A 25303-nucleotide genomic window follows, 5' to 3' on the forward strand; every position below is an offset into this window, starting at 1 on the left:
CCTTTCCTGAAGGGGGGGCGGGGGGGGCCCCCCCCCGCCCCGCGGGGTCGCCCACACCGCCGGCGGCCGGGGGGCCCGCGCCCCGCGACGGTGCGTGGTCGAGCACGGCGAGCAGCTCGACCAGGTCCCGGTCGTCGACCCGGCACTCCACGGCCAACGCGCCCTGAGCGGGAGCGGGCAGCATGAGCATCGGGTCCAGCGACTCGGTGATCACGTCGAGTCGGCCAAGTCGGGCCAGACCGGCCCGTGCCAGGACGACGGCGTCGAGATCGGCTTCGGGGCCGAGCACCCGCCCCAGGCGGGTGTCGACGTTGCCGCGGATCGGGGTGACCTCCAGTTGCAGGCCGAGGGCGTGCAACTGGGCGATCCGACGCAGCGCGCCGGTGCCCACAGTGGCCCCGGGCGGCAACTCGGCGAGCGTTCGGCCTTCGCGGGCCACCAATGCGTCGCGCGGGTCCTGCCGGGCTGGCACCGCCGCGATGTGCAGCCCACCGGCGGCGGCCGTGGGCAGGTCCTTGTACGAGTGCACAGCGAAGTCGATCGTCCCGGCGGTCAGCGCGTCGCGCAGTGCGGAGACGAACACCCCGACGCCCAGCCGGTGCACCGGCGCGTTGGAGCGGTCGCCTGCGGTGACCACCTCGACCAGTTCGACGGGGCGACCGGTGGCGACGGTCAACGCCTCGGCGACCTGGCCGGACTGGGCCATCGCCAGGGCGCTGCCCCGGGTGCCGAGGCGCAGTGGGGCGGTCATCGCGCACCTCCGCTGGGTGGGGTGGGCTCGGCGGCGTCGGCTCCGGACAACGGGTCGGTGCCGGGGAGCGCCATGCCGAGGTCGGGGGTCAGCACGTCAGGGACGGTGTCCACCGGCGAGGTCTGCGGCACCTCGAGGTCGAACAGCTCGCGCAGCAGTGCCGCGTACTGGTCGCCGCCGGGCTCCGCGGCCAACTGGCGAACCTTCACGGTGGGCTGGTGCAGCAGCCGCTGCACGACCCGGTGCACAGTGCGGGCCACCTCGGCCCGCAGGTCGTCTCCGAGGTCGGGGCGACGCTGGGCCAGTCGGCGCAGCTCGGCGGTGACCACGTCGTCGGCCCGGCCGCGCAGCGCGGCCACTGTGGGTGCCACGTCGGCGCCGCGCAGCCAGGTGAGGAAGCCCTCCACCTCGCCGAGGACGATGCGTTCGACGGCTGCGGCGTCGGCAGCCGCCGGGCCGTCGGCGAGCAGCGCCGCCATCCGGTCGATGTCGATCACCTCGACGCCGGGCAGCTCGGCGACGCCCTCCTCGACGTCGCGCGGAACGGCAAGGTCGAGCAGGACCAGCGGGCCTCGGGACCTGTCGCGTTCGGCCAGCGCCGCGGTGACCACGGACCGGGTGAGGACCGGTTCGGTGGACGCGGTGGCGGCCACTACGATGTCCACTGTGGAGAGGGTGTCGGCCAGCTCGGTCATCGGCGCGGCACTCGCCCCGTACGACTCGGCGAGCCGGACGGCCCGGTCAGCGCCCCGGTTGCTGACGGTGAGCGGCCCGGCGCCCAGCCGGGACAGCGTGGCCACCCCGAGCGAACCCATCGCACCGGCGCCGACCACCAGGGCCGGGTGGCCGACGAGGTCGCCGTCGAGGTGCCCGGCGGCCAGCTCCAGGGCGGCGGTGACGACGCTCTGGCCGGCCCGGTCGATGCCGGTCTCGGCGTGGGCCCGCTTGCCGACCCGCAAGGCCTGCTGCATCAGCTCGTGCAGCAGCCGGCCGGCCGAGTCGGCGCCGGTGGCCCAGTGGTACGCGTCACGCAGCTGGCCGAGGATCTGCGCCTCGCCCACCACCATCGAGTCCAGACCGGTGGCGACCCGGAAGACGTGGTCCACGGCCGCTGTGTCGTAGTGCACGTACAGGTGGCTGGCGAGCGCGGTCGGCGAGCTGCCGGCCTGCTCGGCCAGCACGGCGCAGACGTCGCCGAGCCCACCGTGGAAACCGGACACGGCGGCGTAGACCTCCACCCGGTTGCAGGTGGAGACGATCACCGCCTCGGCCACGTACGGCTGGGCGACCAGGCGGTCCAGTGTGCGGGTCAGGTCGGCGGGGGGCACGGCCAGCTGCTCCAGCGTGGCGACCGGGGCGGTCCGGTAGGACGCGCCGACGACGAGCAGTTTCACGTGCCTATCGCCTCCTGGGTATCGGTGGCCGCGAACCCGCCCGGCAGGGCCGTGAGAGCGGACCCGCCGGTGGCGGGCAGCGCGGTCAGCGACGCCTTGCGGTGCTCGTGGAAGGACAGAATCTGCAGCTCGATGGCGAGGTCGACCTTGCGCACGTCGACCCCCTCCGGAACCGAGAGTACGCACGGCGCGAAGTTGAGGATGCTCGTCACGCCGACGGCGACCAGTTGGTCGGCGACCTGCTGGGCGGCGGCGGCCGGGGTGGCGATCACGCCGATCGCGAGGGATTCCTCCGCGGCGACCGTCGGCAGGTCGTCAATATGCCTGACGACCAGGCCGTTGATCTCCTCACCGACCCGTGAGCGATCGGCGTCGAGCAGTGCGGCGATCCGGAAGCCCCGGCTGGCGAAGCCGTCGTAGCCGGCCAGAGCGTGACCGAGATTACCCACGCCGACCAGGGCGACCGCCCGACGTTGGGTGAGCCCGAGCACATACTCGATCTGCTCGATCAGCAGCGCGACGTCGTAGCCGACGCCCCGGGTGCCGTACGAGCCGAGGTGGGAAAGGTCTTTGCGGAGCTTGGCGGAGTTGACCCCGGCGGCGGCGGAGAGACCCTCGCTGGAGACCGTCTCGTGCCCGGTGTCGGCGAGGTTGTGCAGCGCGCGCAGGTACTCCGGGAGCCGAGCGACGGTCGCCTCGGGCAGATCCGGGAGCGCCGGTACGGCACCGGCGCGGCCGGGCGCGCCTGGGTGACGGTGCTGACTCATGAGACTCCGTGCGGTGCGATCCTCGGCCAACTCCGCTGGTCGGCCGTTTGTGGACTCCCGCTGGCGACCGAGATTGCCGGCTGTGCTAGCAGGGCGCGTCGGAGTCACAGCGTAGGCGCTTGTGAAGACGTGCACAAATCGCGATCTTGTCGCTGCGTGGCGCGACCTCACCAGCCCCTCCATTCCACAAGATCGATTGAACGGCCTGGTCCGCTCACCGCCCGGGCGATTATTGCTCAATCCCGACTTCTCTGACCAATCCCGCGCCGGCCCCACCGCCACGTCCCGCGATCTTGCACTTACTGCTCTCGCTTCTCGCCCATTCAAGGGCAATTCACCAACACAAACTGCAAGATCGACGCCGTAGGGCGGGTGGGGTGGGGTGGGGTGGGGTGGGGTCGGGTGGGGTGGGGTGGGGGTAGCACTACGGCGGAGAGGCGGGGTTTCGGGATGGGTCCGGCGAGGCCACATGCCTAGCCTTTGGGCATGACCGCCGTTGCCGCCACCAGCGACCGACCGACGCTGGCACCGAGCATTCCCCGCCAGCTCTTCGTCGACTCCGGGTACGTGCTGCTCGGCCTGCCCCTGGGGCTGACCAGCTTCATCGTCCTCGTCGTCGGCCTGTCGGTGGGCGTCGGCCTGGTCGTCACGGTGATCGGCCTGCCGATCCTCAGCGGCACCCTGTACGCCGCCCGTGGCCTGGCCGACATCGAGCGGCTGCGGATGGCCGCGGTGCTCCGGCAGCCCCGGATCCGGCCGAACTACCGGCTGCCCGAGGCGGGCGCGAACGCCTGGCGCCGGATCTTCGTGCCGATCCGGGACGCCCAGTCCTGGCTCGACCTGGCGCACGGCATCCTGCGGTTGATCGCGGCGGTGGGCACCTTCGTGGTCACGTTGTCGTGGTGGGCCGCGGCAATCGCCGGCTCGCTCTACTGGGCGTACGACTGGGCCATCCCCCACCCGTCCGGTGAGGGTGACCAGGATCTGGCGCAGCTCCTCGGCCTGGGCGACTCGACCACCGCCCGGATCGGGCTGAACACCGCGCTCGGGGTGTTCTTCCTGATCACCCTGCCGATCGTGGTGCGGGGCTGCGCACTGCTCCAGGCGAGTTTCGCCAAGGCCATGCTGACCGGGGTGGCCGAGATGCGCGACCGGATCACAGTGCTGGAGGAGCAGAAGCGGGCCGCCGTGTCCGCCGAGGCCTCCGCGCTGCGCCGGTTGGAGCGTGACATCCACGACGGTCCCCAGCAGCGCCTGGTCCGGCTGGCGATGGACCTCAGCCGGGCCCGGATGCAGCTCGCCTCGGACCCGGACGCGGCCGGCCGGACCATCGACGAGGCGGTCAGCCAGACCCGGGACACGCTTGCCGAGCTGCGGGCGTTGTCCCGGGGCATCGCCCCGCCGATCCTTGTCGACCGGGGCCTGCCCAGCGCCCTGGCCGCGATCGCCGCCCGCGGGCTGATCCCGATCGAGCTCCAGGTGGACCCGCAGCTCGGCACCCCGGCCGGGCGGCTCGACCCGGCGGTGGAGAACACCGCGTACTTCGTGGTGTCCGAGGCGCTGACCAACGTCGCCAAGCACAGCCGGGCCACCGAGGCCACCGTGACGGTGACCCGGCGGGGCTCCCACCTGCAGGTGTGGGTGGGCGACGACGGGCAGGGCGGCGCGCACCTGGCGAAGGGGCACGGGTTGGCCGGCATCGCCGACCGGGTCCGGGCCGCGGGTGGCGAACTGATGGTGGCCAGCCCGACCGGAGGCCCCACCGAGATCCGCGCCGAGCTTCCCCTGTGAGCGCGAGGAGTGAGCCGGGTTTGCGAGCCCCGCAGTCGCGAACCAAGAAGATGCTGTGAGCGCGAGGAGTGAGCGGGGTTTGCGAGCCCCGCAGTCGCGAACCAAGAAGATGCTGTGAGCGCGAGGAGTGAGCCGGGTTTGCGAGCGAACCAAGAAGATGCCGTGAGCCGCCGGAAGCCGCCGCGATGGTGAGCGACGTGGTAGACACCACAGCCATGCGCATCGTGATCGCCGACGACGCCGTCCTGCTCCGGGAGGGGTTGGTCCGGCTGCTGACCGAGAGTGGGCACCAGGTGGTGGCCGCCGTCGGGGACGGTGACGCCCTGGTCGAGGCGGTGGTCGAGCACCGGCCCGACGTGTCGATCGTCGACGTCCGGATGCCCCCGTCACACACCGACGAAGGGCTGCGGGCTGCGGTGGAGGCCCGCCGGCTGGTGCCGCGTACGCCGATCCTGGTGCTCTCCCAGTACGTCGAGGTCTCGTACGCCGATGATCTGCTCGCGACCACCGGCGGCGCCGGCGGCGGGATCGGCTACCTGCTGAAGGACCGGGTGGCCGCGATCGACGAGTTCCTGGACGCGCTGCGCCGGGTGGCGGGCGGCGGCACGGTGCTCGACCCGGAGGTGGTCGGTCAGCTCTTCGCCCGACGCCGCCGTGACGACCCGCTGCGGGAGCTGACCCCCCGCGAACGCGAGGTGCTCGCCCTGATGGCCGAGGGACGTTCGAACACCGCGATCGCGCGCGCCCTGGTGGTCAGCGACGGCGCGGTGGAGAAGCATGTGCGCAACATCTTCACCAAGCTCACCCTGCCACCGGACACCGAACAGCACCGGCGGGTGCTGGCCGTCCTCACCTACCTGCGGAACTGACCTCCCGGGCCAGGGCCACCGCGTCGGTGAGGGTGTCGGCGACCGGGTGACCGGAGGCGCGCAGCCGGCCCGGGTCGGTGAACCCGCCGGTGTAGAGCACGGCACGGCCGCCGACCGCGAGCGCCGCGTCGGCGTCGTCGATGGAGTCGCCGATCAGCACCACCGAGGCGCCGTCCACGCCCAGTTCGGCCAGGTGCAGCTGGAGCGACTCGGCCTTGTAGCCGCCGCCGACCGTGGCCCGCAGCCCGTCAACGCGGGTGAAGTGGCTGGTCAGACCGTACGTGTGCACGGTCGGGACCAGTTCCTCGTGGAACCACATGGAGAGCAGGCTCTGGGTGCCCGGCCAGGAGGCCATCGCGCCGCGTGCGTCGGCGGCCAGCTCACAGGTGGTCAACCCGGTGCGGTACGCGTCGTGGAAGATCTTGTCCAGTCGACCGAACTCGTCGTCGTCCACTGCCTGCCCGAGCACGTCGGCGTAGTACTCGGCGATCGGCCTGCGGAACCGCACCCGGTGCTCGTCCAATGTGACAGTCGGCCCGCCCAGGCTCGCGAACACGACGTTGGTGGCGGACACCACCAGGCTGAGGTCGTTGAGCAGAGTGCCGTTCCAGTCCCAGACGAGGTGCGGGTGCGCGAAGGTCATCAGAGCACCATAGGTACCGGTCAGAGCTGCGGCGTGGTCAGGTCCCGCAGCAGCCGGTCCTCCTCGACCCGCCAGTAGCCGTGCTCCTTGCCGTCGAGCATGACCACCGGTAGCCGGTCCCCGTACTCCCGCTCCAGCCCCTCGTCGCCGGTGACGTCCCACTCGACCCACTTGTCGCCGGTGACCGCGACCACCCGGTCGAGCGCCGCCTTGGCGTCGTCGCACAGGTGGCAGCCGGGTCGGGTGATCAGGGCGAGTCGGGCGTCACTGGCCATCGGTTACCTCCGTGCGGTCGGTCGGCGGCGCCGACCGGAGTTGGGTCTTGCGTACCTTGCCGATCGCCGAGTGCGGCAGGGCGTCGACGAACTCGACACCGGTCGGGCACTTGAACCGGGCCAGGTTCCGTGCGCAGTGGGCGAGCAGTTCCTCGCTGGTCACCGGTCGGCCCTGCACCGGCACCACGTACGCCCGCACAGTCTCGCCGGTCCGCGGGTGTGGCACACCCAGTACCGCCGACTCGACCACCCCGGGGTGCCCGGCGAGCACCAGCTCGACCTCGTGCGGGTACACGTTGAACCCGTTGACCAGGATCAGCTCGCCGAGCCGGTCGACCAGGAAGAGGTCACCGTCCTCGTCGGCGTACGCGATGTCACCGGTGCCCCACCAACCGTCGGCGTCCGGGCCACCCCGACCGTCGGGCCAGTAGCCGGTGAAGAGGTTCGGGCCGGACACCACGATCTGCCCCGGGTCGGTGCCCGGAGCCACGTCGGAGATGTCCAGCTCGTCGGGGTCGTCGTCGGGGACGGCCAGCCCGTCCCGCCACAGGTCCGTCCCGTCGGCGCCGACCAGGCGCAGCCGCACCCCGGGCAGCGGCCGGCCGATCGAACCCGGCTTGGCCACGCCGCCGACCAGGGTGGAGGTGAGCACCGGCGCGGTCTCGGTGAGGCCGTACCCGATGTGGACCTGATGCCCGGTGACCTCGGTGAAGCGCGCCGCGACAGCGGGTTCGAGCGGTGCCGCGCCGCAGACCGCCACCCGCACCGACGCGGTCGCCGCGCGGGCCGCGGCCGCGCCGGCCCAGGTCAGGAACATCGACGGTACGCCGACCAGCACGCTGACCCGGTGCCGCGCGACCTCGTCCAGCCCTGCCGTCGGGCCCGGCTCGTCGAGCAGCACACCCGTCGCGCCGTGGTGCACTACCGCGCCGAGCCCCGAGTTGAGCCCGTACGCGTGGAACAGCGGCAACGCCAGGAGAACGGTGTCGGTCGGCCCGACCACCGGCGGCTCGATCCCGTCGACCTGTTCGTGGTTGGCGAGCAGGGCCTGGTGCGAGAGCATCGCTCCCTTGGGTCGCCCCTCGGTGCCGGAGGTGTAGAGCAGGACAGCCAGGTCGGTGCCGCCACGTCGCGGGCGGGGTGCCGGTCCGGGCGGGTCGACGGTCGGTGGCGTGCCGTGCACCGAGGCGAGCGCGGGCAGTTCGGCGGCCACGTCGGCGACCAGGCCTCGAACGTGGTCGGTGGCGATGAGCACCGACGCGCCGGAGTCGGCGAGCACGTGCCGTAGCTCCGGGGCGGTGAGGCCGGGGTTGACCGGCACGGTGACCAGTCCGGCGCGGAGGGCGCCGAGCCAGGCGATCACGAAGTCCGGTGTGTTGGGCAGCGCGATGGCGACGCGTGGCGGCGTACCGCCGGGGTCGGTGGGTGGCGCGGCGGCGGACAGGCCGCGGGCGGCGGCGTCCACAGCGGTGTCCAGTTCGGACCAGCTCACTGAGTGTTCACGCCAGTGCAGCGCGGGCCGGTCGGCGCTGTCGAGAGCCGCCCGGCGGACCCGGTCGGCGAGGTTCGGCGCGGGGCTTTCCGAGACGTCCTGCACGGTGATCGAGTCTGGCACAGCGGACCCCGGCGGGCCACGCCCGATGGTGGTGCGCCACGCCCGGAGGACGACACTGCGACAGTCCCATGTACGGGACTGTCCGGTGTGCCACCGGCGATCAGATCAGGTCCTGTCGATGGGACGTGCGACGCTGACCAAGGGCGGTTCGGCCGCCACCGTCCGGCCGGCCGGCGCGGTGGGTCAGCCGAACGGCCGGAAAGCCTCCGACCTGGGGATCCATCCTGGAACACCGAGCCGACGGAAAGTCAATCGCACACGACGGACAACCGGTCCGCCACCGGTGCGACGGAGCGGGAAATACTTCCGCCTTGTGTAACGGACTTGCCACGCGCGGGTGACGTTGGCCCTATCATCACTCGGGTCGGCTCACCCCATTTGCCGTGAGTCGACACCCCTCAGCCCGAGGAGGCCCCCGTGCCTGTGAGCGCATTGGACCAGCACCTCCACGGGAATTGCCGCGCGTCGGCAACTCCCGTGACCGTCCTGCCCGACCGGTCACCCGGCCGGTCCGCCCCGACGAGACCCAGACCGGCCCGCCCGGCGACCGACGGGACGGGGGCGACGCGATGACCACCTTCGGATACGCGGAACGTCCGGTCGGCCTGACCGGTCAACCCGCCCGCTCCCACGTCAACGAGCGGCCCGCGGCCCGTGCCCCGTCTGACGAACAGCACGGCGGCGTCGTGCGAGGTGACGGCGCGGCGCAGCGGATCCGCAGCCGGCCACACCACAACGAGCCACCGCCGCGACCCGCGGTGCCCGGTGGAAACGCGAAGCCGGCCGGCGGCCGGGTCGCCGTACCGCCGCGACCCACGATGCCTGTGCAGGGGCGTCGGGTAAGCGACACACCGGCGGTCACCACCGACCCGGCGGCGGGCGAGACAGCGGTGATCCCGGCGGTGCCGGCCACCACCGCGACCACTCCGACCGGTTTCCCGAGCCGCCCGGACCCGTCCGACCCGGCGACCGAGGTCTGGACGCTGATCGAGCGGGCCCAGGCCGGTGAGTCCGAGGCGTTCGGTCTGATCTACGACCGCTACGTGGACACCGTTTTCCGGTTCGTCTACTTCCGGGTCGGCAACCGGCAACTCGCCGAGGACCTCACCTCGGACACCTTCCTGCGCGCGCTCAAGCGGATCGGCAGCTTCACCTGGCAGGGCCGCGACCTCGGCGCCTGGCTGGTGACGATCGCCCGTAACCTCGTCGCGGACCACTTCAAGTCGGGCCGGTACCGGCTGGAGGTCACCACCGGCGACGTGCTCGACGCCGACCGGGAGGACCGGGGCCCGGAGGGCAGCCCGGAGGCGGCGGTGGTGGAGCACATCACCAACGTCGCGCTCCTCACCGCCGTCAAGCAGCTCAACCCGGAGCAGCAGGAGTGCATCGTGCTCCGCTTCCTCCAGGGCTTCTCGGTCGCCGAGACGGCCCGCGCGATGGGCAAGAACGAGGGAGCCATCAAGGCCCTCCAGTACCGCGCCGTCCGCGCCCTGGCCCGGCTGCTGCCCGACGGCTTCCAGCCGTAGTTTGTTACGGCGGGACCGACGGACGTCGATCAACGTCCGCGCAGCTCAAAGTCGGTCCCGCCCGGTGATGACCATCACTTTCTGTAATTTCCGCCCCGCCAGGCCCGTAACCCGTGCGCGGTCCGCCGCGTTTCTCCGGGTGCGACCGGTGGATGTCCCGGCAGGCCCGGGTCACCGAGGTCCGACCGGCATGCCGGCGGCACCTCACCTCCGTGGTGTCACACTGCCGCCCGGTCGCTGGCAACGACGGCGGCCGACCGGCCGTGACCAGCGAGAGGAGGTGCCTGCGGTGGACAACACCCTCTTCTCCCGCCGGCGCGCGGAGCGCTTCGCGCAGCTTCTCGACGAGGCCAACGGCGCTCGACGACACCACGTGCGATCCCGGGTGGACGGCCAACTGGCGCCGCTCGTCGCAGTGGGTCAGCGGCTCAGCGTCGACCCCCCGGCTGTCGAGGTGGACCAGGACTTCCGTACCGGCCTGCGGGCGATGCTGCTCGCAACCGCCGAGCGGGAAGGGCTGGGCAGTACGCCGGCGGCGGTCAGCGAACCGGCCGCCACCACCACCCGCGGGCGGCTGCTGCCGGCGGTCACCGCACGGCGGGCCCGAGCCCGGGGCGCGATCCTGGTCGGCATCGCCGCCGGGGCCATCGCCGTCTCCGGAATCTCCGCCGCCAGCGAGAACGCGGTGCCCGGTGACGCGCTGTACGGCATGAAGCGCTCCACCGAACGGGCACAGCTCGCCCTGGCCAGCTCCGACATCAGCAGAGGCCAACTCTTCCTGGACTTCGCCCGGACCAGAGTCGGCGAAGCCGCCAAGCTGCGCGGCGACCGGATCGGTTACAGCGCGGTCCTCGACGACATGGACGCCGACAGCCGGCAGGGAGTTCGCCTGCTGACCTCCGCCGCCGTGCAGCGGGCCGAGCCGGGCAGCCTGGACACTCTCAACACCTTCGTGTCGAGCCAGCGCCGGGCCGTACGCGGTCTGCTCGACGGGAGCACCCGGGTCGACCGGGAACGGACCCAGCGGTCGCTGGTGTTGCTGGACAGCATCCGGGAACGCTCGGACGACCTGCGCGCGGCGATCGCCTGCGGCCTGCCGGCACCGACCGCCAGCGACGCCCTCGGGCCGAACCCGAACACCTGCCCCGGGGCCCGCTGACCCGCGTCCCCATACCGCACGTCCGACCGGCCGCGCCACAGTTCGCTGTGTGCCCGGCCGGTCGCCCGTCTACGGCGGATACGCTCGCGGGGGAGCATCCGTCGTACCGGTGAGGAAGGGATTCGCGTGGCGCGCAGCCGTAAGGTGACGGTCAGCACCGACGCCGAGGGGCATACCGCAGCCTGGGCGGAGACCGACCTGGCCCCGGTCAGCGCACCCGATCCGAGCGCTGCGGCGTTCTTCGACGTGGACAACACGATGATGCAGGGCGCGTCGATCTACTGGTTCGCCCGTGGGCTCGCCTCCCGAAACTACGTCACGACCGCCGACCTGGCCCGATTCGCCTGGCAGCAGCTCCGCTTCCGGCTGCTGGCCCGGGAGCACGCCGGTGACATGTCACTGGCCAAGGAGGCCGCGCTGGCCTTCGTTCAGGGCTGGCGGGTCAACGAGGTCGAACACCTCGCCGAGGAGATCTTCGACGAGATGATGGCCCCCCGGATCTGGGCCGGCACCCACCGGCTCGCGCAGCGTCACCTGGACGGCGGTCAGCGGGTCTGGCTGGTCAGCGCCGCCCCCGTCGAGATCGGCCGGGTGATCGCCGCCCGGCTCGGCCTGACCGGTGCCATCGGCACTGTGGCCGAGGTGCTGGACGGGGCGTACACCGGACGGTTGGTGGGTGACCTGATGCACGGGCCGGCCAAGGCTGAGGCGGTCACCCAACTCGCCGCCGTGGAAGGGCTCGACCTGTCCCGCTGCGCGGCCTACAGCGATTCGGCGAACGACCTGCCGCTGCTCCGCGCGGTGGGCCGGGCCGTGGCCGTCAACCCGGACGGCACCCTGCTGCGGCAGGCCCGCCAGCACGGCTGGGAGGTGCGGGACTTCCGCAGCGGTCGCCGGGCTGTGAAGATCGCCGTACCGTCGACGGCGGCCGCCGGGCTGGTCGCGGGCGCGGTCACCGCCGGCCTGGCCCTCCAGCGCCGCCGCCGAGCCGGCTGACCTCACGCGACACGTCGCGCCGGCTGGTTCAGGGGCCGAACGGGTCGGGGCGTCGCTCCAGCAGCGTGTGCAGGGTCTGCTGGATGGTCTCCCGCACCTGGTCGGCGAGGTTGAAGACCACCAGCGGGTCGTCCGCCGAGTCGGTCAGGTGGGCGGTGGGGATCGGCGGGCAGAACTCGATCAGCCACTTGCTGGGTAGCGGCACCATGCCCAGCGGGCCGAGCAGCGGGAACGTCGGCGTGACCGGGAAGTAGGGCAGCTTCAGCAGCCGCGCCAGGGGCTTGATGTCGGCGAGCATCGGGTAGATCTCCTCGCCGCCGACGATGGCGACGGGCACGATCGGGGTGCCGGTACGCAGCGCCGCCGAGACGAACCCGCCCCGCCCGAAGCGTTGCAGCTTGTACCGGTCGGCGTAGAGCTTGCCAATGCCCTTGAAGCCCTCGGGGAACACACCGACCAGATCGCCGCCGCTGAGCAGCCGCTCGGCGTCCGGGTTGCAGGCCACGGTGCCGCCGGTCTTGCGGGCCAACTCGGAGACCACCGGCATCCGGAAGACCAGGTCGGCGCCGAGCAGCCGCAGGTAGCGGTGGGCGGGATGCTTGTCGTGCAGCGCCGCCGAGAGGATCAGGGCGTCCAGTGCCACAGTTCCGGAGTGGTTGCCGACCACCAGCGCGGGCCCGTCCACCGGGACGTGCTCCACCCCACTGACCTCGGTGCGGAACCAGTCGCGGTAGAGCAGCCGCAGCAGCGGGTGGAAGACCGCGTCGGTCAGCTCCGAGTCGAACCCGAACTCGTCGACCTCGTAGTCACCGGAGAGCCGTCGGCGCAGGAACGCCAAACCGTTCGCGACCTTGCGGTCCCAGTGGTCCCCGGGCCGGTCCGACACCGCCGACTCGGTGCCGCCGGACAACCCGCCGCCGACCCCGTCGGCCGGGGCTGGGGCCGGCGGTGCGGCCGGAGCCGGGGCCGGCGGTGTACTGGGGGTCGGGGGTGCGGTCGAGGCCGGCGGCGCGGCCGGGGTCGGCGCGGCCTGCGCGGCCGGTCGGTGCCCGTTGCGCCGCGCCGGCTCCGCGTCCGGAGCGGTCACCCGCTCGGGTACGTCGAAACGCCCGACCGACTGCGGGTCGCGCCCCTCCTCGAAGCCGCTCATGATGCCCGCTCCCGGACCGCTGAGCGCACCTGCCGGATGCCGTCCAGGACGAGTTGCTCGGCGGCGGCCAGCTGATCCCGGGTGACCACCACGCCACCGTGGTGGGCCCGGATGAAGTCCTCGAACGCCTCGGCTGTCGACCGGGGCGTGAAGCCGTACTCCTGCTCGAGCCGGCTGGTGTCGACCACCCGGCCGTGCACGAAGAGGTCGACCTGGTCCAGGCCGTAGCGGCCGAAGCCCATGGTGCGGGCCAGCGCGGCAGCCCCGGAGAGACCCGGCTCCAGCACCGGCACGGCGACCCGGCCGGCGCGCCGGATCGCCTGGGACAGCGACAGCACGCCGGGGCCGGCGACGTTGTAGGTGCCGGGATGGTCCTCCACGATCGACCGGTGCAGCACCTCCAACGCGTCGTCGAAGTGCAGGAACTGCAGGCGGGGGTCACGGCCGAAGACGGTCGGCACGAACGGCTGCGAGAAATAGCGGGTCAGCGTGGTGTCTGCGGTCGAGCCGATGAACGGGGCGAAGCGCAGCACCGTGGCGGTGACGTCGGACCGACGGCGGCGGAAGCCGCGCACGTACCCCTCAAGGTCGAGGATGTCGCGGCCGAAACCACCGCGCGGCACCTCGCGGGGTTCGGTCTCCTCGGTGAAGACCGCCGGGTCCCGGAACGACACCCCGTAGGCGGCGGTCGACGAGCGGACCACGAGCTTGCGCAGTCGGGGTGCCCGCTGGCAGGCGGCGAGCATCTGCATGCTGCCGATGACGTTCTGGTCCTTCATCCCGGACCGGCCGCCGTGCTGCGGGTCGGGTGAGGTGACGAGCGCGAGGTGCACCACCGCGTCGACGTCCAGGTCGGCGAGGAGGCCACCGAGGGAACCGTTGTCGACGCGGATCCGTTCGACCCGGTCCAGCAGGTCGGTGAACTCGATGCCGGAGTCCGGTGCGTCGACCCCGATGACCCGTTCGATGCGCGGGTCGGCGGCCAGACGGGCGGCCACGTGGGCTCCCAGGTAACGACCCACTCCGGTGACGACGACGACCCCCGGAGCACCTGAGGTGCCACCGGGGGTCATCTGACGCACCTACGCCGGCAGGATGGACCGAGCCGGGACGACCACGGCCTGATCACCTGAGCCTCCGGAGGTCGACAGTTTGGCAAGTGACGCCGAACGCCGGGCCTGAGCCCGGCGGCGATCACTTGCCGAGACGGCGACGCTGGACGCGGGTCTTGCGCAGCAGCTTGCGGTGCTTCTTCTTAGCCATGCGCTTACGGCGCTTCTTGACCACCGAGCCCATACGACAGCCTTTCGATACAACGTGCGGGGCGGACCGGATGACACCACGCAGGTGGCGACGGCGACCGCTTGCGGACAACGGACCGGACCAGTCTGGGCGGCGGGGCGCACCGGTGGGGTCTCGGTCGGGTTCCAGGGTAGCCGCAGGGCGTCAGCCGGACCAACGCGCCCCCGCCGCGGCCGCCTCTGGCGCACGACCGCGGGGCGCGCGAGCTCACTCCTCACGCCCACCGACGCCGGTCAACCGACGATCGGAGGGTGAGGCGGTGGCTCAGGCGGTCTCCTGAAAGGCACCCCGGAGATATTCGTGCACCGCATGCTCGGGCACCCGGAATGACCGACCGACCCGGACGGCGGTGAGCTCACCGCTGTGCACCAGGCGATAGACGGTCATCTTCGACACCCGCATGACCGTCGCCACCTCCGCAACGGTCAGGAACTTGACCTCCGACAGCCGTCCGTCGGACTGTGACCCGGCCATGGCTCACCGACCCATCCCATGCCCGGCGCGTGCCAACCCGACGGATGCTCCGGGCCGGGCCGACGACGCGCGTGTTACCAGTACGGTAGCGGGGCGGTTGTGACCGGCGCGATCCCTTCCTGCAACTGATCATGCTCAGGTGGCCGGTTCACCCGATCCGTGCTCCCGGTATCCGCCCGTCCGCGTCCGTCGTCCGGTTGTTCCTTTGCCGCTCATTCGGTGCGTAGCGCGACCACCGGGTCGAGACGGCCGGCGCGCTGCGCGGGAACCACCCCGAAGACGATGCCCACCACCGCCGAGACCCCGAAGGCGAGCGCCAACGACCACCAGGTGATCGCAGCCGGGATCGGCGACAGCGCGTCGACAAGCAGGGCGGTGCCCACGCCCAGCGCCATCCCGGTCAACCCGCCGATCGTGGTGAGCAGCACCGCCTCCAGCAGGAACTGCACGCCGATGTCGCGGGGACGCGCCCCGACGGCCTTGCGCAGCCCGATCTCCCGGGTCCGCTCCCGGACGCTGACCAGCATGATGTTGGAGACGCCGACGCCGCCGACGAGCAGCGAGATGCCGGCGATGGCCGCCAGCACGCCGGTGAGGACACCGAGGATGTCGCCGAGCACGCCGAGGATCTGCTGCTGGGTGACGGCGCTGAACTCGGTGTCCGGGTGGCGGCGGTTCAGCTCGGCGACGATCCGTTCGCCTAGCTCGTCGATCCGCTCCCGGTCCGGCGCCTTCACCGCGATGCCGTCGACCCGCTGGGTGCCCCAGAGTCGTTGCGCGGCGGTCACCGGCACGTGCACCTCGTCGTCCCGGTCGACGCCGAGGCTCTGCCCGAGGGGCGCGAAGACACCGATCACCCGGAACCGCACCCCGGCCAGCGCCACCTGCTGGCCGAGCGGGTCCCGGTCGGGGAAGAGCGCACGGGCGACCGAGTCACCGAGCACCGCCACCCGGCGGCTGGTGTCCACGTCGGTGCCGGTGAGGTAACGTCCGCGCGCCAGCGAGCGGGTGAACACGGCCGGGGTCGTCTCCAGGACGCCCTGCACCGTGGTGAAGTCGGAACGGGCGCCGGCCCGCGCGGTCGCCCCCGAGGCGACGGTGACCGCCACCCGATCGGGGTCGCCGACCACCCGGGTGACGGCGTCCACGTCCTTGAGGGTCAGCGGCGAGACGACTGGCGCGTTGCCCACCTCGATGCGGCCGGGGACGACCAGCAGCAGGTTGGAGCCGAGCCCTTCGACCTGTTGCTCGACCTTCTGCTTGGTGCCGGTGCCGATCGCCACCAGCAGCACCACCGAGGCCACCCCGATGATCACCCCGAGCATCGTCAGCGCGCTCCGCATCCGGTTGGCCCGCAGGGCGTCCAGCGCCACCCGCCACGCCTCGGCGACCCTCACGCCGTACCTCCGGGCCGCTCGACCCCGCGCGAGCCCGCAGCGTTCTCACGCGCCTCGCCCGGGTCGGCCTCGGGCCGCTCGACCTCGCGCGGAAGGCGCCCGGTGGCTCCGGCGGCGCCACCGGAGCCACCGGACGGGTGCCCCGGACCGCTTCCGGACGCGGACCGGGGCTCCGCGCTGGGAGCGGGGACCAGTGTCGCAGGTCGACCGTGATCAACGGACGGCGGTCGATCATGAGCGGAGCGCGGGTCGCCGCTGTCCGCCACCACCACCCCGTCGCGCATGGTGATCCGACGATGGGCGCGGGCCGCCACCTCCTGGTCGTGGGTGACCATCACCAGCGCCACCCCCGACTCCACGTTCAGTTGTTCCAACAGCCCCAGCACGGCGGCGCCGGTGGCACTGTCCAGGTTGCCCGTGGGTTCGTCGGCCAGCAGCACCGTCGGCTCGGTGACCAGCGCGCGGGCGATCGCCACCCGCTGCTGCTCACCGCCGGACATCTGGTTGGGCCGGTGGTCCAGCCGGTGCCCGAGGCCGACCCGGCCCAGCATCGCCGCCGCCCGCTCCCGCCGCTGCCGGGCCGGGAGTCCCCGGTAGACCAGAGGCAACGCCACGTTCTCCACCGCCGAGGTACGCGGCAACAGGTGGAACGCCTGGAAGACGAAGCCGATGGTCTCGTTGCGCAGGGTCGCCATCTCCGGTGGGGCGAGGGCGTTGACGTCGCGTCCGCCGATCACCAGGCGGCCACCGGTGGGCCGGTCCAGCCCGCCGAGGAGGTGCATGAGGGTGGACTTGCCCGAGCCGGACGGGCCGACCAGGGCCACGTAGTCCCCCGGCTGCACGGTGAGCGACACCCCGCGCAGCGCCTCCACCGACACCCCGTCGAGCTGGTACGTCCGGGACACGTCCACCGCCTCGATGGCCGGGACGCGCTCCCCTGCCGGCGGATCGCCGCGCGGATCCGCGACGGCGGGTTCGCTCACCGGACTTCCTGGCCGTCGCGGACCTGGTCGGCGCCGCGCACCACGATCCGGTCGCCGGGCTGCACGCCGTTGAGGATCTGCACCAGGTCGGACCCCTGGACGCCAACGGTCACCGACGCCCGGCCCGCCTTGCCGTCACGGACCACCCAGACCGCGTCCCGGCCGTCGGCGGAGAACACCGCCGACGCGGGGACCGTCACCGCGTCGGCGGCCTCGCGTACGCGCAGGTGCACGATCGCGTTCATGCCGGGGCGGGGCATCGGAGCGGGCTCGTCCTCGGCCAGCTTTCCGGCGCCCAGCGCCAGGCGGACCCGGTAGGTGACGCCGCCCTGCGCGGAGTTGGTGGGCAGCACGTCGACCGATCGGACGACCGCGTCGTAGCTGGCGCCGGTGACGGCGTCCAACTCGACGGTGGCCGGCACGCCGGCCTTGACCAGCAGCACGTCGGTCTCGTCCACCTCGGCGAGCAGACCCAACTGCCCGGTGTCGACAACGGTCAGCACGGGGGTGCCGGCGGCGACCTGACCACCGACCGCGACGGCGTCGTCCACGCCGGGCGGCGGCCCACCCTGGCTGGGGGCCAGCACGGACGGGTCGAGGCCGGCCGCCTGCGCGCCACCGGCCTGCTCCAACAGCCCGGCCAGACCGGCATTCGCCCCACCGCCGGCCCGGGTGCCGCCGGGCTGCACCACCCCGGCGATCGGGGCGCGCAGGGTCAGCGCGTCGACCGTCGCCTTTGCCAGGTCGTACGCCTGCTGGGCCTGGAGCCGTTGCGCCGCCGAGAGAGCGCCGACGGCGGAACTCAACCCGTTGATCCCCCGCTGCACGGAGCGGACCGCCTGGTCGGCGCTGCGCGCGGCGGCAGCGTACTGGCGTTGCGCGGACGTCACCTGGGTGAGCAGCGCGTCGCGCAGTTGCGGGTCGGCGATCTTCTCGGCCGCCGTGCGGGCCGCGTCGAACGCCTCGTCGGCGGCCTTGTCGGTGCCACGCCGGCTGCTGGTCAGGCTGCCAGCGCCGACGCCTCGGCCGGCGCGCTTCGCGGCGGCCAGCGCCTCCTTGGCCTGACGGAGGCGCTGTTGCGCGCTCGGCGAGTCGACCACCGCCAGCACCTGACCGCGCTTGACCCGCTGTCCGGGTTGGACGCGCAGGCTGGAGAGGGTGCCGTCGGCGGGAGCGGTGAGGGTGGCGGCGGCTCGGGCGGTGACAGTGGCGGGTGCGTCGATCACCTCGGTGACCGGGTTCCGGGTGGCCGACGCCAGCGCGAGATCGGGGCCTTCGTCGCCGCAGGAGGCGGCGGTGGTGGCGGTGAGGACGACGACGGCGGTCAGGGCGATGAGCAGGCGGGGCCGCATGGTGCTGGCGGGCCGTGACGACTGGGAACGGCGCACCCATCGATGGTACGGCGCACCGCCGCACCGCCTGCGAGCTGCGTCAGGCGGCGGTGGCGCGGACGTACGCCACGCACTCGTCGTGCAGCGTCGACCACTGCTCACCGAACGCCTTCTCGGAAGCCGCGTCGATGGTCCTGCCGTCGTGCACCACGGTCTTGAAGAAGGTGAGCAGCCGCAGCGGCCCGTACCTGTCGACGAGGTGCCGAACGGCCAGGTAGCCGATGCCGTAGCTGGCGGCGACCCGTTCGGCGGACGCGTCGTCGGCGGGGTTGACGCCCTCCAACTTGCCGTCCCAGCCGCCCCGGACCATCTTGCGCACGTCGGCGATCCCCTCGTACCGGTCGACCGCCTGGCCGCCGGCACCGGCGAACTCGGCCAGGCCCTCGACCAGCCACCAGGTGAGCTTGCCCGGGTAGCCGCGCTCCGGCAGCGACGCCGCGTGGGTCAGCTCGTGCCGCAGCAGGTCGTCTGTGCCGCTGTTGGTGAGCCCTTCGGCGTTGAGCACCACCTCGTGGTGGCCGCCGCCCACCGTCACCGCGTAACCGCCGGTCCATTCCGGACGTTCCCCGCCGTACCAGCGTTGCCACTCGGTGCGCCCGGCGTAGAAGATCCGGTACCGGTCCGGCGGTGAGCCGGTCACCGCGTACCCGTCGGCGACCTTCGCCGCCGCCTCGGCCTGCGCGAGCAGGCCGGGCAGCTTGCCGCGCAGGGCCGGGGTGGTGGCGACGATGGTCCGCGCGCCGATGGCGACCGCCAGGTTGCTGATCTCCCACGGTCGGGTGCCGGTCTCCACCGACTTGGATTCCTCCATGGCGACCATCCGGGGCTGGTCGCCGTTCTCCCGCCACCGGGTGCCGATCAGCACCGGGCTGGGCCGGCAGTTCGGCGTGACGAAGCAGTACTGGAAGCGCACCAGCAGCCGCCACTCGCCGGGCTTGCCGATGATCGGCACGGGCAGGCCACTCGGCTCGGCCCGCCAGCCGGTCACCTTGAGCTCGCGCAGTGCGGCGAAGCGTCGACGCAGGTCGTTGTGGGCGGCGGGGTCGGCGACGGCGAGGAACCCGGCGCGGTCGCCGCCCAGGAGTGCCGCTGACTGCCGGTGGAGCTGGGCGGTGATCCGGTCGGACAGCCCCCGGGCCACGGCGGTGGCCGGGTCGTCGGCCGCCGAGGCGCCGACCCGGCTGACGGTGGCGCGCGAGCCTGTCTCCCGGATCACTCCGACGACGAGCGCCGCCGGCAGGCCGCAGCCCAGCAGCAGGACGACCACCACGAGCACCGTCCACAGCGGCCAGAGCCGCCGCGGTGCTGGCTGCTGCACCTCGTCAGTCACCCGCCGAAGGGTACGACCACTACCTGGACGCGGCGAGGCCGCCCCGGGCCGATCGGCCCGGTGGCTCGTTCACCCGCCGGTACGCGGCCAGGAGCGGAACGAGATGTCCATGCTCGCGACCAACTGGTGGTACGAGCGGTCGACGTCACGGGGCAGACCGAAGCCCCCCGCGGCCTCCAGGGTCACGAAGCCGTGCAGGGCGCTGCGCAGCGCGCGGGTCGCGTCCACCGCGTCGTCCCCGGTGAGCCCGTACCCGCGCAGCACTGCGAAGACGGCACCGACGGCGCGTTCGCCGGCCTCGACGTGTTCCGGGTCGGCCGGGTCCGGCACCCGCTGGGTGGTCGGGTAGCGGCCGGGGTGCCGGAGGGCGTAGCCACGGTAGGCGTCCGCCATGGCCCGGAGCGCGTCGCCACCGGAGCGGCCGACGGCGGCGGTCGTCATTTCGGTGGCCAGTTCGGCGGTCGCCAGGGCGGCCAGTTTCTGGGTCAACGCGTCCGCCCCCCGTACGTGCTTGTAGAGGCTGGGCAGCGCCACCCCGAGCCGGCTGGCGAGCGCGGCGAGGGTGAGCTGCGGGAAGCCGACCTCGTCGGCGAGCCGGGCCGCCTCCCGTACGACGGTCTGCTGGTTGAGGCCGACCCTAGGCACCGGCGCACACCGCCAGGAAGCCGAGCAGCTCCTCGGCGGTGCGTTGCGGCCGGTCGGCGTGCGGGTAGTGGCCGGACTCCTCGATCATCCGAGCTTCGGCGGTGCCGAAGAGCCGCCGGGCGGCCCGCGCCTCGGCTCCCGGGTCGGGGAAGTCCGGGTCCTTGGAGCCCATCAGCACCAGCACCGGTTGCCGCACCTGCGGGGCACGGGCGGTCCAGTGCGGCTCGGCCGGTGCGATCACGCCGCGCGTCGCGGCCATCCGACCGGGCTCGCGCAGGTTGGCCACCATCGAGCGGCGGTACGCGGCGTCGTCGACGGGCCGGTGCACCGGGAAGAGGGTGTTGTGGAACATCCCGAACAGTCGAGGATTGTGCAGCACCGACCACATCGCCATCCGCAGCAGCGGGTTGAGCTTCGGCTGACCGACGAACGCGCCGATCTGCACGATGCCGGTGACCAGTTCGGGTGCGTCGGTGGCGGCGAAGACCACCGCCGCCGCGGCGGACGAGCTGCCGACCAGCACGGCCGGACCGGCGTCGAGGTCGCGGACCACGGCCAGCAGGTCCGCGCCGACCTCCGCCGGGGCGTACGTGGGCCAGCCGGCGCTGGACTCGCCGTGCCCCCGGACGTCGACCGAGGCGACCCGGTGACCGGCGGTCACCAGCAGCGGCACGAGGTGCCGGAAGCTCGCCCGGTTCTCGCCCATGCCGTGCGCGAGGACCACCAACGGCCCCTCGCCCTGCACCTCGTACGCGATGTGTCCACCGTCCCGCCGCACCTGGCTAGTTGTCATAGCTTTAAAGCTAAGTTACTTAGCCAACGTTGGCAAGCCGGATAGCCGAAACGGGCCGGCAGTGACCCGAGGGGTCACCGCCGGCCCGTCGGCCGAACCGGAGGAACTACTTCTTGGAGATCAGGGCACGGCCGAAGAAGACCAGGTTGGCGGGGCGCTCGGCGAGCCGGCGCATCAGGTAGCCGTACCACTCGTCGCCGTACGGGACGTAGGTGCGCACCGTGTAGCCCTCGCCGGCCAACCGGGCCTGCTCCTCGGGGCGGATGCCGTAGAGCATCTGGAACTCGAAGCGCTCGGGACCCCGGTCGAACCACCGGGCCCGGTCCTCACCGATGGCGATCATCCGCGGGTCGTGGGTGGCCAGCATCGGGTAACCGTCGCCGGACATCAGGATGTTCATGCAGCGCACGTACGACTTGTCCACCTCACGGGCCGACTGGTACGCCACCGACTCCGGCTCCTTGTAGGCGCCCTTGCACAACCGCACCCGGGACCCGGCCGAGGAGAGCTCCCGGCAGTCCGACTCGGTCCGCCGCAGGTACGCCTGGAGCACCGCGCCGGTCGACGGGAAGTCCTTGCGCAGCCGGCTCAGCACCTCCAACGTCGAGTCGGTGGTGGTGTGGTCCTCCATGTCCAGGGTGACAGTGGTGCCCGCCGCGTCGGCTGCCGCGCAGATCGCCCGCGCGTTGTCGTACGCCAACTGCTCGTCGAACATCTGGCCGAGGGCGGAGAGCTTCACGCTCACCTCGGCGGCCGGGGTGAGCCCAGCGGCGCCGAGCATCTTCAGCAGTTTCAGGTATTCGTCCCGGGTGGCGGTGGCCTGCTCGGGGCGGACGGTGTCCTCACCGAGGTGGTCGAGGGTGACCGCGAGGCCGTCGTCGACGAGCCCGCGGGTCGCGCGCAACGCGTCGTCGGTGGCGGCGCCGGCGACGAACCGGCGGACGACGTCCCGGGTGTACGGGGCAGTCGCGACGAGCCGCTCTACCTGGGATGACCGGGAGGCGGCGAGGATGACGGAACGGAGCATGAGCCGAGCGTAACGCCCCTGTGAGGGGCCCCGCCGAGGGGCGGCCGGGCCACCTCGGCCCGGGGGCGGGGCGGCGGCGGTGGCGTTGATCGGCTACAACGATGCCGTGGACCAACGCCCCCGCCGCCGACTCCGCTCGGCCTCCGTGCAGCTCGGCGCGCTCACCGCTCTCGCGCTCGCTCTCTCTGGCTGCAACATGACCTCGGACGACGACGATGACGACGACTGCGCCCTCGGGCCGGTCGGCGGCGGCGGCACCGTCGCGCTCGCGATGCGGGTCAGCGACCCGGCCGCCGGTCGCTCCGCCCCGGAGCCGACCACCGCCGCCCTGCCCGAACGCGGTGGATTCGGCACCCACCTCGCCGCCTGCGGCGGCTGACGTGCGCCGCGAGACGGTCACGCCGCGCCCCGACTGGGACGCCACCATCCGGTCGCAGGGTCTGGTCTACGTCGACACCGAGCTGCCCGACGGCGGGATCATGTCGTACTGGGACGAGACCGCCGCGTACGCGTTCGACCTGGACGAGGTGCTGCGGCTGGAGGAGGCCACCGAGGAGCTGCACCGGATGTCGGTGGCCGCCGCCGAGCACGTGGTGACGCAGCGCCGGTACGCCGAGTTCGGCATCCCGGAGTGGGCGGCCGAGGCGGTGGCCCGGTCGCTGCGGGAGGCGCCACCGACCCTGTACGGGCGCTTCGACCTCGCGTACGACGGCACCTGGCCTCCGAAGATGTTGGAGTACAACGCGGACACCCCCACCGCGCTTGTCGAGGCGAGCATCATCCAGTGGTACTGGTTGGAGCAGACCCGGCCGGAGCTGGACCAGTGGAACAGCCTGCACGAGCGACTGGTCGGCGCCTGGGCCAAGATCGGGGCGGGGCTGCACGACCCCCTGGTGCACGTGCTCTGGTCGAACGAGGAGGAGTCCGGCGAGGACCACATGACCGCCGGCTACCTCGCCGAGACCGCCCGGCAGGCCGGCCTGAGCGTCGAGCTCCAACCCATCCAGGAGATCGGCTGGGACGGCCGACGCTTCGTCGACGCCGACGACCGCCCGGTGACCACCTGCTTCAAGCTCTACCCGTGGGAGTGGATGCTGGCCGAGCCGTACGGGCCGGCGGCCCTGGCCCCGGGCACCCCGACCACCTGGATCGAGCCGGCCTGGAAACTGCTGCTCTCCAACAAGGCACTGCTCGCTGTCCTCTGGGAGCTGTACCCCGGCCACGAGCTCCTGCTCCCTGCGTACCTCGACTCGCCGCGCGGCATGCCGGAGTATGTCGCCAAGCCGCTGCTCGGCCGCGAAGGCGGTTCGGTACGCATCGTCACCGCCGATGAGGAGATCACCAACCCGGGGATCTACGGCGACGAGGGCTGGTGTTACCAGGAGTTCCGGGCGTTGCCGCAGTTCGCCGGCAATCGGATGGTGCTGGGCAGCTGGATCGTCGACGGCGAGTCGGCAGGCGTGGGCGTGCGGGAGAGCGCCAGTCTGATCACTGACGGCTACGCGCGGTTCCTGCCGCACTACATCGACGCGCCGCGCACCCGCTGAGTCGTCTACCGTTGGGGGTGTGAACTTCGACGCGTACGCCCGGACCGGTGTTGACCTGGTCAACGCCCGCCTGGACGACCTCGACGACCTGCGGGCCCTCTTTCCCGACGAGAACGGTTGGATGCGCGACGAGGTCGCCGACCGGGACGTCGCCATCTTCCGCCGGGCGCAGAAACGGTTGCGCGACGTCTTCGAGTACGGCACCTCGGGGCGCGACGCAGAGGCGGTCACCGAGCTGAACGCGCTGCTCGAGGCGTTCCCGGTGCAGCCGCGCATCTCCGGGCACGACTCCAGCGACTGGCACATGCACGTGACCAGCCGCGGCGCCTCGGTCAGCGCCGAATACCTGGCCGGCGCGGCCTGGGGGCTGTCGGTCTGGCTCTGCGAGTACGGGAGCGCCCGGTTCGGGGTCTGCGCCGACGAGCGGTGCGGCAACGTCTACCTGGACACGTCGTCCAACTGCTGCCGGCGGTTCTGCTCGGAGCGCTGCGCCACCCGCTCACACGTCGCCGCGCACCGGGCCCGCAAGCGGGCGGCGGTCGGCGAGCAGGTGACCGTCGCCCCGCAGCAGACCTCCGCCACCGACTCCCTCTCACCGGTCAGCTGACCGACACCGCCCGATCGTGGGCGGGCGGGTCAGGCGTCGACAGGTGACGGCGCGGTCAGGTGCTGGCGGGCGAACTCCAGCGCGGCGCGCAGGTCCGCCTCGCGCACCGCGCGGCTCTTCGCGCCCCGGGTGGCGACCTCCACCGCCACCGCCCCGGTGAAACCCCGGCCCGCCAGCGAGGAGAGCAGCTCCCCGCAGGGCTGGGTGCCACGCCCGGGCACCAGGTGCTCGTCGCGGCCCTCGCCGGTGCCGTCACCGAGGTGCACGTGCGCCAGCCCGGCGCCCATCCGGTCGGCCATCTCCAGGGGGTCGCTGTGCGAGGCCGCGCAGTGCGACAGATCCAGGGTGTACGACGGGTAGCCGGCGTCGGTCGGGTCCCAACCGGGCACGTACGGGACGAACTGCCGGCCCGCCATCCGCACCGGGTACATGTTCTCCACAGCGAAGCGCAGCCCGCTGAACCGGTCCGCGACGCCTGCCAGACCCTCGGCGAAGTTGCGCGCGTAATCGCGCTGCCAGGTGAACGGTGGGTGCACCACGACGGTCGGCGCGCCCAGCGTCTCGGCCAGCTCGGCGGCCTTGCGCAGGCGCTCCCACGGGTCCGGGCTCCACACCCGCTGGGTGACCAGCAGGCAGGGCGCGTGCACCGAGAGCACCGGCACGTCGTAGTGCGCGGAGAGACCGCGCAGCGCACCCGCGTCCTGGCTGACCACGTCGGTCCAGACCATCACCTCGACGCCGTCGTAGCCGAGCGCCGCGGCCAGTTGGAACGCCGCCGCGGTCGGCTCGGGAAAGACCGACGAGCTGGACAGGAGCACGGGAACGCGGGAAGTCACATCAGCCAGCGTAGCCCGGCAGCGCCGGGGGCATC

Annotated in this window: 26 protein-coding genes; 8 read left to right on the forward strand and 18 right to left on the reverse strand. The window is 72.6% G+C overall.

Annotated elements, in window-relative coordinates; genetic code table 11:
- The 3 genes from hemC to AB0B48_RS07945 all read right to left on the reverse strand — a co-directional run.
- Positions 1-751: hydroxymethylbilane synthase (hemC, locus tag AB0B48_RS07935; protein ID WP_357197596.1), on the reverse strand; the 751-nt coding region annotated here is incomplete at its 3' end.
- Positions 748-2145: a glutamyl-tRNA reductase gene (locus tag AB0B48_RS07940; RefSeq protein ID WP_355005752.1), complete on the reverse strand. Its 1398-nt coding sequence runs from the start codon at positions 2143-2145 to the stop codon at positions 748-750. The genes hemC and AB0B48_RS07940, both read right to left, overlap by 4 nt.
- A complete protein-coding gene (locus tag AB0B48_RS07945) occupies positions 2142-2912 on the reverse strand; it encodes a redox-sensing transcriptional repressor Rex (RefSeq protein ID WP_357197600.1) in 771 nt (256 codons plus the stop codon). The genes AB0B48_RS07940 and AB0B48_RS07945 overlap by 4 nt, the downstream gene beginning before the upstream one ends.
- A gap of 486 nt (positions 2913-3398) precedes the next feature.
- Here AB0B48_RS07945 and AB0B48_RS07950 point away from each other — a divergent pair, with 486 nt between their 5' ends.
- Together AB0B48_RS07950 and AB0B48_RS07955 are read left to right on the forward strand one after the other, a co-directional pair.
- Positions 3399-4703 (forward strand): sensor histidine kinase, encoded by a 1305-nt coding sequence (locus AB0B48_RS07950; protein ID WP_357197604.1) that lies wholly within the window; start codon positions 3399-3401, stop codon positions 4701-4703.
- 215 nt (positions 4704-4918) lie between these two features.
- Positions 4919-5572, forward strand: a complete 654-nt coding sequence (locus AB0B48_RS07955) for a response regulator transcription factor (RefSeq protein ID WP_030329744.1) — start codon at positions 4919-4921, stop codon at positions 5570-5572.
- Here AB0B48_RS07955 and AB0B48_RS07960 read toward each other — a convergent pair.
- From AB0B48_RS07960 to AB0B48_RS07970, 3 genes are read right to left on the reverse strand one after another with little or no spacing between them, the layout of a single operon-like run.
- Positions 5553-6215 carry an HAD hydrolase-like protein gene (locus tag AB0B48_RS07960; RefSeq protein WP_357197607.1) on the reverse strand — a complete coding sequence of 221 codons (663 nt, stop codon included), beginning with the start codon at positions 6213-6215 and terminating at the stop codon, positions 5553-5555. The genes AB0B48_RS07955 and AB0B48_RS07960 overlap by 20 nt on opposite strands.
- Before the next feature lie 20 nt (positions 6216-6235).
- Positions 6236-6490, reverse strand: a complete 255-nt coding sequence (locus tag AB0B48_RS07965) for a glutaredoxin family protein (protein WP_030490173.1) — start codon at positions 6488-6490, stop codon at positions 6236-6238.
- Positions 6480-8087: an AMP-binding protein gene (locus AB0B48_RS07970; protein WP_357197610.1), complete on the reverse strand. Its 1608-nt coding sequence runs from the start codon at positions 8085-8087 to the stop codon at positions 6480-6482. The genes AB0B48_RS07965 and AB0B48_RS07970 overlap by 11 nt, the downstream gene beginning before the upstream one ends.
- Before the next feature lie 587 nt (positions 8088-8674).
- Here AB0B48_RS07970 and AB0B48_RS07975 point away from each other — a divergent pair.
- The 3 genes from AB0B48_RS07975 (at position 8675) to AB0B48_RS07985 (ending at position 11786) form a co-directional block, all read left to right on the forward strand.
- Entirely contained in the window at positions 8675-9631 is a 957-nt protein-coding gene (locus tag AB0B48_RS07975; protein WP_357197613.1) for an ECF subfamily RNA polymerase sigma factor, BldN family, read from the forward strand.
- 289 nt (positions 9632-9920) lie between these two features.
- On the forward strand, positions 9921-10790 hold the full coding sequence (locus AB0B48_RS07980; protein WP_355005758.1) for a DUF5667 domain-containing protein: 870 nt from the start codon (positions 9921-9923) through the stop codon (positions 10788-10790).
- Between the two features lie 144 nt (positions 10791-10934).
- Positions 10935-11786 (forward strand): HAD-IB family hydrolase, encoded by an 852-nt coding sequence (locus tag AB0B48_RS07985; RefSeq protein WP_357197684.1) that lies wholly within the window; start codon positions 10935-10937, stop codon positions 11784-11786.
- A 28-nt stretch (positions 11787-11814) separates the two neighbouring features.
- On the opposite strand, the gene AB0B48_RS07990 is transcribed toward AB0B48_RS07985, so the two are convergent.
- From AB0B48_RS07990 to AB0B48_RS08040, 11 genes are all read right to left on the reverse strand, one after another.
- Complete coding sequence (locus tag AB0B48_RS07990; protein WP_357197687.1) at positions 11815-12696, reverse strand: lysophospholipid acyltransferase family protein; 882 nt, start codon at positions 12694-12696, stop codon at positions 11815-11817.
- Between the two features lie 236 nt (positions 12697-12932).
- Positions 12933-14009, reverse strand: coding sequence for an NAD-dependent epimerase/dehydratase family protein (locus AB0B48_RS07995; RefSeq protein WP_357197617.1), 1077 nt, complete (start codon positions 14007-14009; stop codon positions 12933-12935).
- Positions 14010-14130: 121 nt separating this feature from the next.
- On the reverse strand, positions 14131-14232 hold the full coding sequence (locus AB0B48_RS08000) for an AURKAIP1/COX24 domain-containing protein (RefSeq protein WP_007465623.1): 102 nt from the start codon (positions 14230-14232) through the stop codon (positions 14131-14133).
- 270 nt (positions 14233-14502) lie between these two features.
- Positions 14503-14712 carry a helix-turn-helix domain-containing protein gene (locus tag AB0B48_RS08005; RefSeq protein ID WP_007465625.1) on the reverse strand — a complete coding sequence of 70 codons (210 nt, stop codon included), beginning with the start codon at positions 14710-14712 and terminating at the stop codon, positions 14503-14505.
- Positions 14713-14924: 212 nt separating this feature from the next.
- Positions 14925-16109 (reverse strand): ABC transporter permease, encoded by a 1185-nt coding sequence (locus tag AB0B48_RS08010; protein WP_357197620.1) that lies wholly within the window; start codon positions 16107-16109, stop codon positions 14925-14927.
- Entirely contained in the window at positions 16106-17092 is a 987-nt protein-coding gene (locus tag AB0B48_RS08015; protein ID WP_357197623.1) for an ABC transporter ATP-binding protein, read from the reverse strand. Before AB0B48_RS08015 ends, AB0B48_RS08010 begins: the two co-directional genes overlap by 4 nt.
- A complete protein-coding gene (locus tag AB0B48_RS08020; protein ID WP_357197690.1) occupies positions 17089-18444 on the reverse strand; it encodes an efflux RND transporter periplasmic adaptor subunit in 1356 nt (451 codons plus the stop codon). Before AB0B48_RS08020 ends, AB0B48_RS08015 begins: the two co-directional genes overlap by 4 nt.
- A 79-nt stretch (positions 18445-18523) precedes the next feature.
- Complete coding sequence (locus AB0B48_RS08025) at positions 18524-19813, reverse strand: hypothetical protein (RefSeq protein WP_357197626.1); 1290 nt, start codon at positions 19811-19813, stop codon at positions 18524-18526.
- Between the two features lie 69 nt (positions 19814-19882).
- A complete protein-coding gene (locus AB0B48_RS08030; protein WP_357197629.1) occupies positions 19883-20458 on the reverse strand; it encodes a WHG domain-containing protein in 576 nt (191 codons plus the stop codon).
- Entirely contained in the window at positions 20451-21251 is an 801-nt protein-coding gene (locus AB0B48_RS08035; protein ID WP_357197631.1) for an alpha/beta hydrolase, read from the reverse strand. Before AB0B48_RS08035 ends, AB0B48_RS08030 begins: the two co-directional genes overlap by 8 nt.
- 106 nt (positions 21252-21357) lie before the next feature.
- Positions 21358-22278: a proline dehydrogenase family protein gene (locus AB0B48_RS08040; protein ID WP_091402747.1), complete on the reverse strand. Its 921-nt coding sequence runs from the start codon at positions 22276-22278 to the stop codon at positions 21358-21360.
- A 79-nt stretch (positions 22279-22357) separates the two neighbouring features.
- Here AB0B48_RS08040 and AB0B48_RS08045 point away from each other — a divergent pair, with 79 nt between their 5' ends.
- From AB0B48_RS08045 to AB0B48_RS08055, 3 genes are read left to right on the forward strand one after another with little or no spacing between them, the layout of a single operon-like run.
- Positions 22358-22657: a hypothetical protein gene (locus AB0B48_RS08045; protein WP_357197634.1), complete on the forward strand. Its 300-nt coding sequence runs from the start codon at positions 22358-22360 to the stop codon at positions 22655-22657.
- Between the two features lies 1 nt (position 22658).
- Entirely contained in the window at positions 22659-23825 is a 1167-nt protein-coding gene (locus tag AB0B48_RS08050; protein ID WP_357197637.1) for a glutathionylspermidine synthase family protein, read from the forward strand.
- Between the two features lie 19 nt (positions 23826-23844).
- Positions 23845-24432 carry a CGNR zinc finger domain-containing protein gene (locus AB0B48_RS08055; protein ID WP_357197640.1) on the forward strand — a complete coding sequence of 196 codons (588 nt, stop codon included), beginning with the start codon at positions 23845-23847 and terminating at the stop codon, positions 24430-24432.
- Positions 24433-24461: 29 nt separating this feature from the next.
- On the opposite strand, the gene AB0B48_RS08060 is transcribed toward AB0B48_RS08055, so the two are convergent.
- A complete protein-coding gene (locus tag AB0B48_RS08060; protein ID WP_357197643.1) occupies positions 24462-25268 on the reverse strand; it encodes a sugar phosphate isomerase/epimerase in 807 nt (268 codons plus the stop codon).
- Between the last annotated feature and the right edge of the window lie 35 nt (positions 25269-25303).

Origin of the sequence: Micromonospora sp. NPDC049089 (genome assembly GCF_040648775.1) — a bacterium.
Lineage (GTDB): Bacteria > Actinomycetota > Actinomycetes > Mycobacteriales > Micromonosporaceae > Micromonospora.

Coding starts and splice junctions, on each gene's coding strand:
- AB0B48_RS07945 (WP_357197600.1), bottom strand. CDS start 2,912: ATGAGTCAGCACCGTCACCCAGGCGCGCCCGGCCGCGCCGGTGCCGTA.
- AB0B48_RS08005 (WP_007465625.1), bottom strand. CDS start 14,712: ATGGCCGGGTCACAGTCCGACGGACGGCTGTCGGAGGTCAAGTTCCTG.
- AB0B48_RS08000 (WP_007465623.1), bottom strand. CDS start 14,232: ATGGGCTCGGTGGTCAAGAAGCGCCGTAAGCGCATGGCTAAGAAGAAG.
- AB0B48_RS08020 (WP_357197690.1), bottom strand. CDS start 18,444: ATGCGGCCCCGCCTGCTCATCGCCCTGACCGCCGTCGTCGTCCTCACC.
- AB0B48_RS07995 (WP_357197617.1), bottom strand. CDS start 14,009: ATGACCCCCGGTGGCACCTCAGGTGCTCCGGGGGTCGTCGTCGTCACC.
- AB0B48_RS07975 (WP_357197613.1), top strand. CDS start 8,675: ATGACCACCTTCGGATACGCGGAACGTCCGGTCGGCCTGACCGGTCAA.
- AB0B48_RS07955 (WP_030329744.1), top strand. CDS start 4,919: ATGCGCATCGTGATCGCCGACGACGCCGTCCTGCTCCGGGAGGGGTTG.
- AB0B48_RS07950 (WP_357197604.1), top strand. CDS start 3,399: ATGACCGCCGTTGCCGCCACCAGCGACCGACCGACGCTGGCACCGAGC.
- AB0B48_RS08040 (WP_091402747.1), bottom strand. CDS start 22,278: ATGCTCCGTTCCGTCATCCTCGCCGCCTCCCGGTCATCCCAGGTAGAG.
- AB0B48_RS07960 (WP_357197607.1), bottom strand. CDS start 6,215: ATGACCTTCGCGCACCCGCACCTCGTCTGGGACTGGAACGGCACTCTG.
- AB0B48_RS07965 (WP_030490173.1), bottom strand. CDS start 6,490: ATGGCCAGTGACGCCCGACTCGCCCTGATCACCCGACCCGGCTGCCAC.
- AB0B48_RS08035 (WP_357197631.1), bottom strand. CDS start 21,251: ATGACAACTAGCCAGGTGCGGCGGGACGGTGGACACATCGCGTACGAG.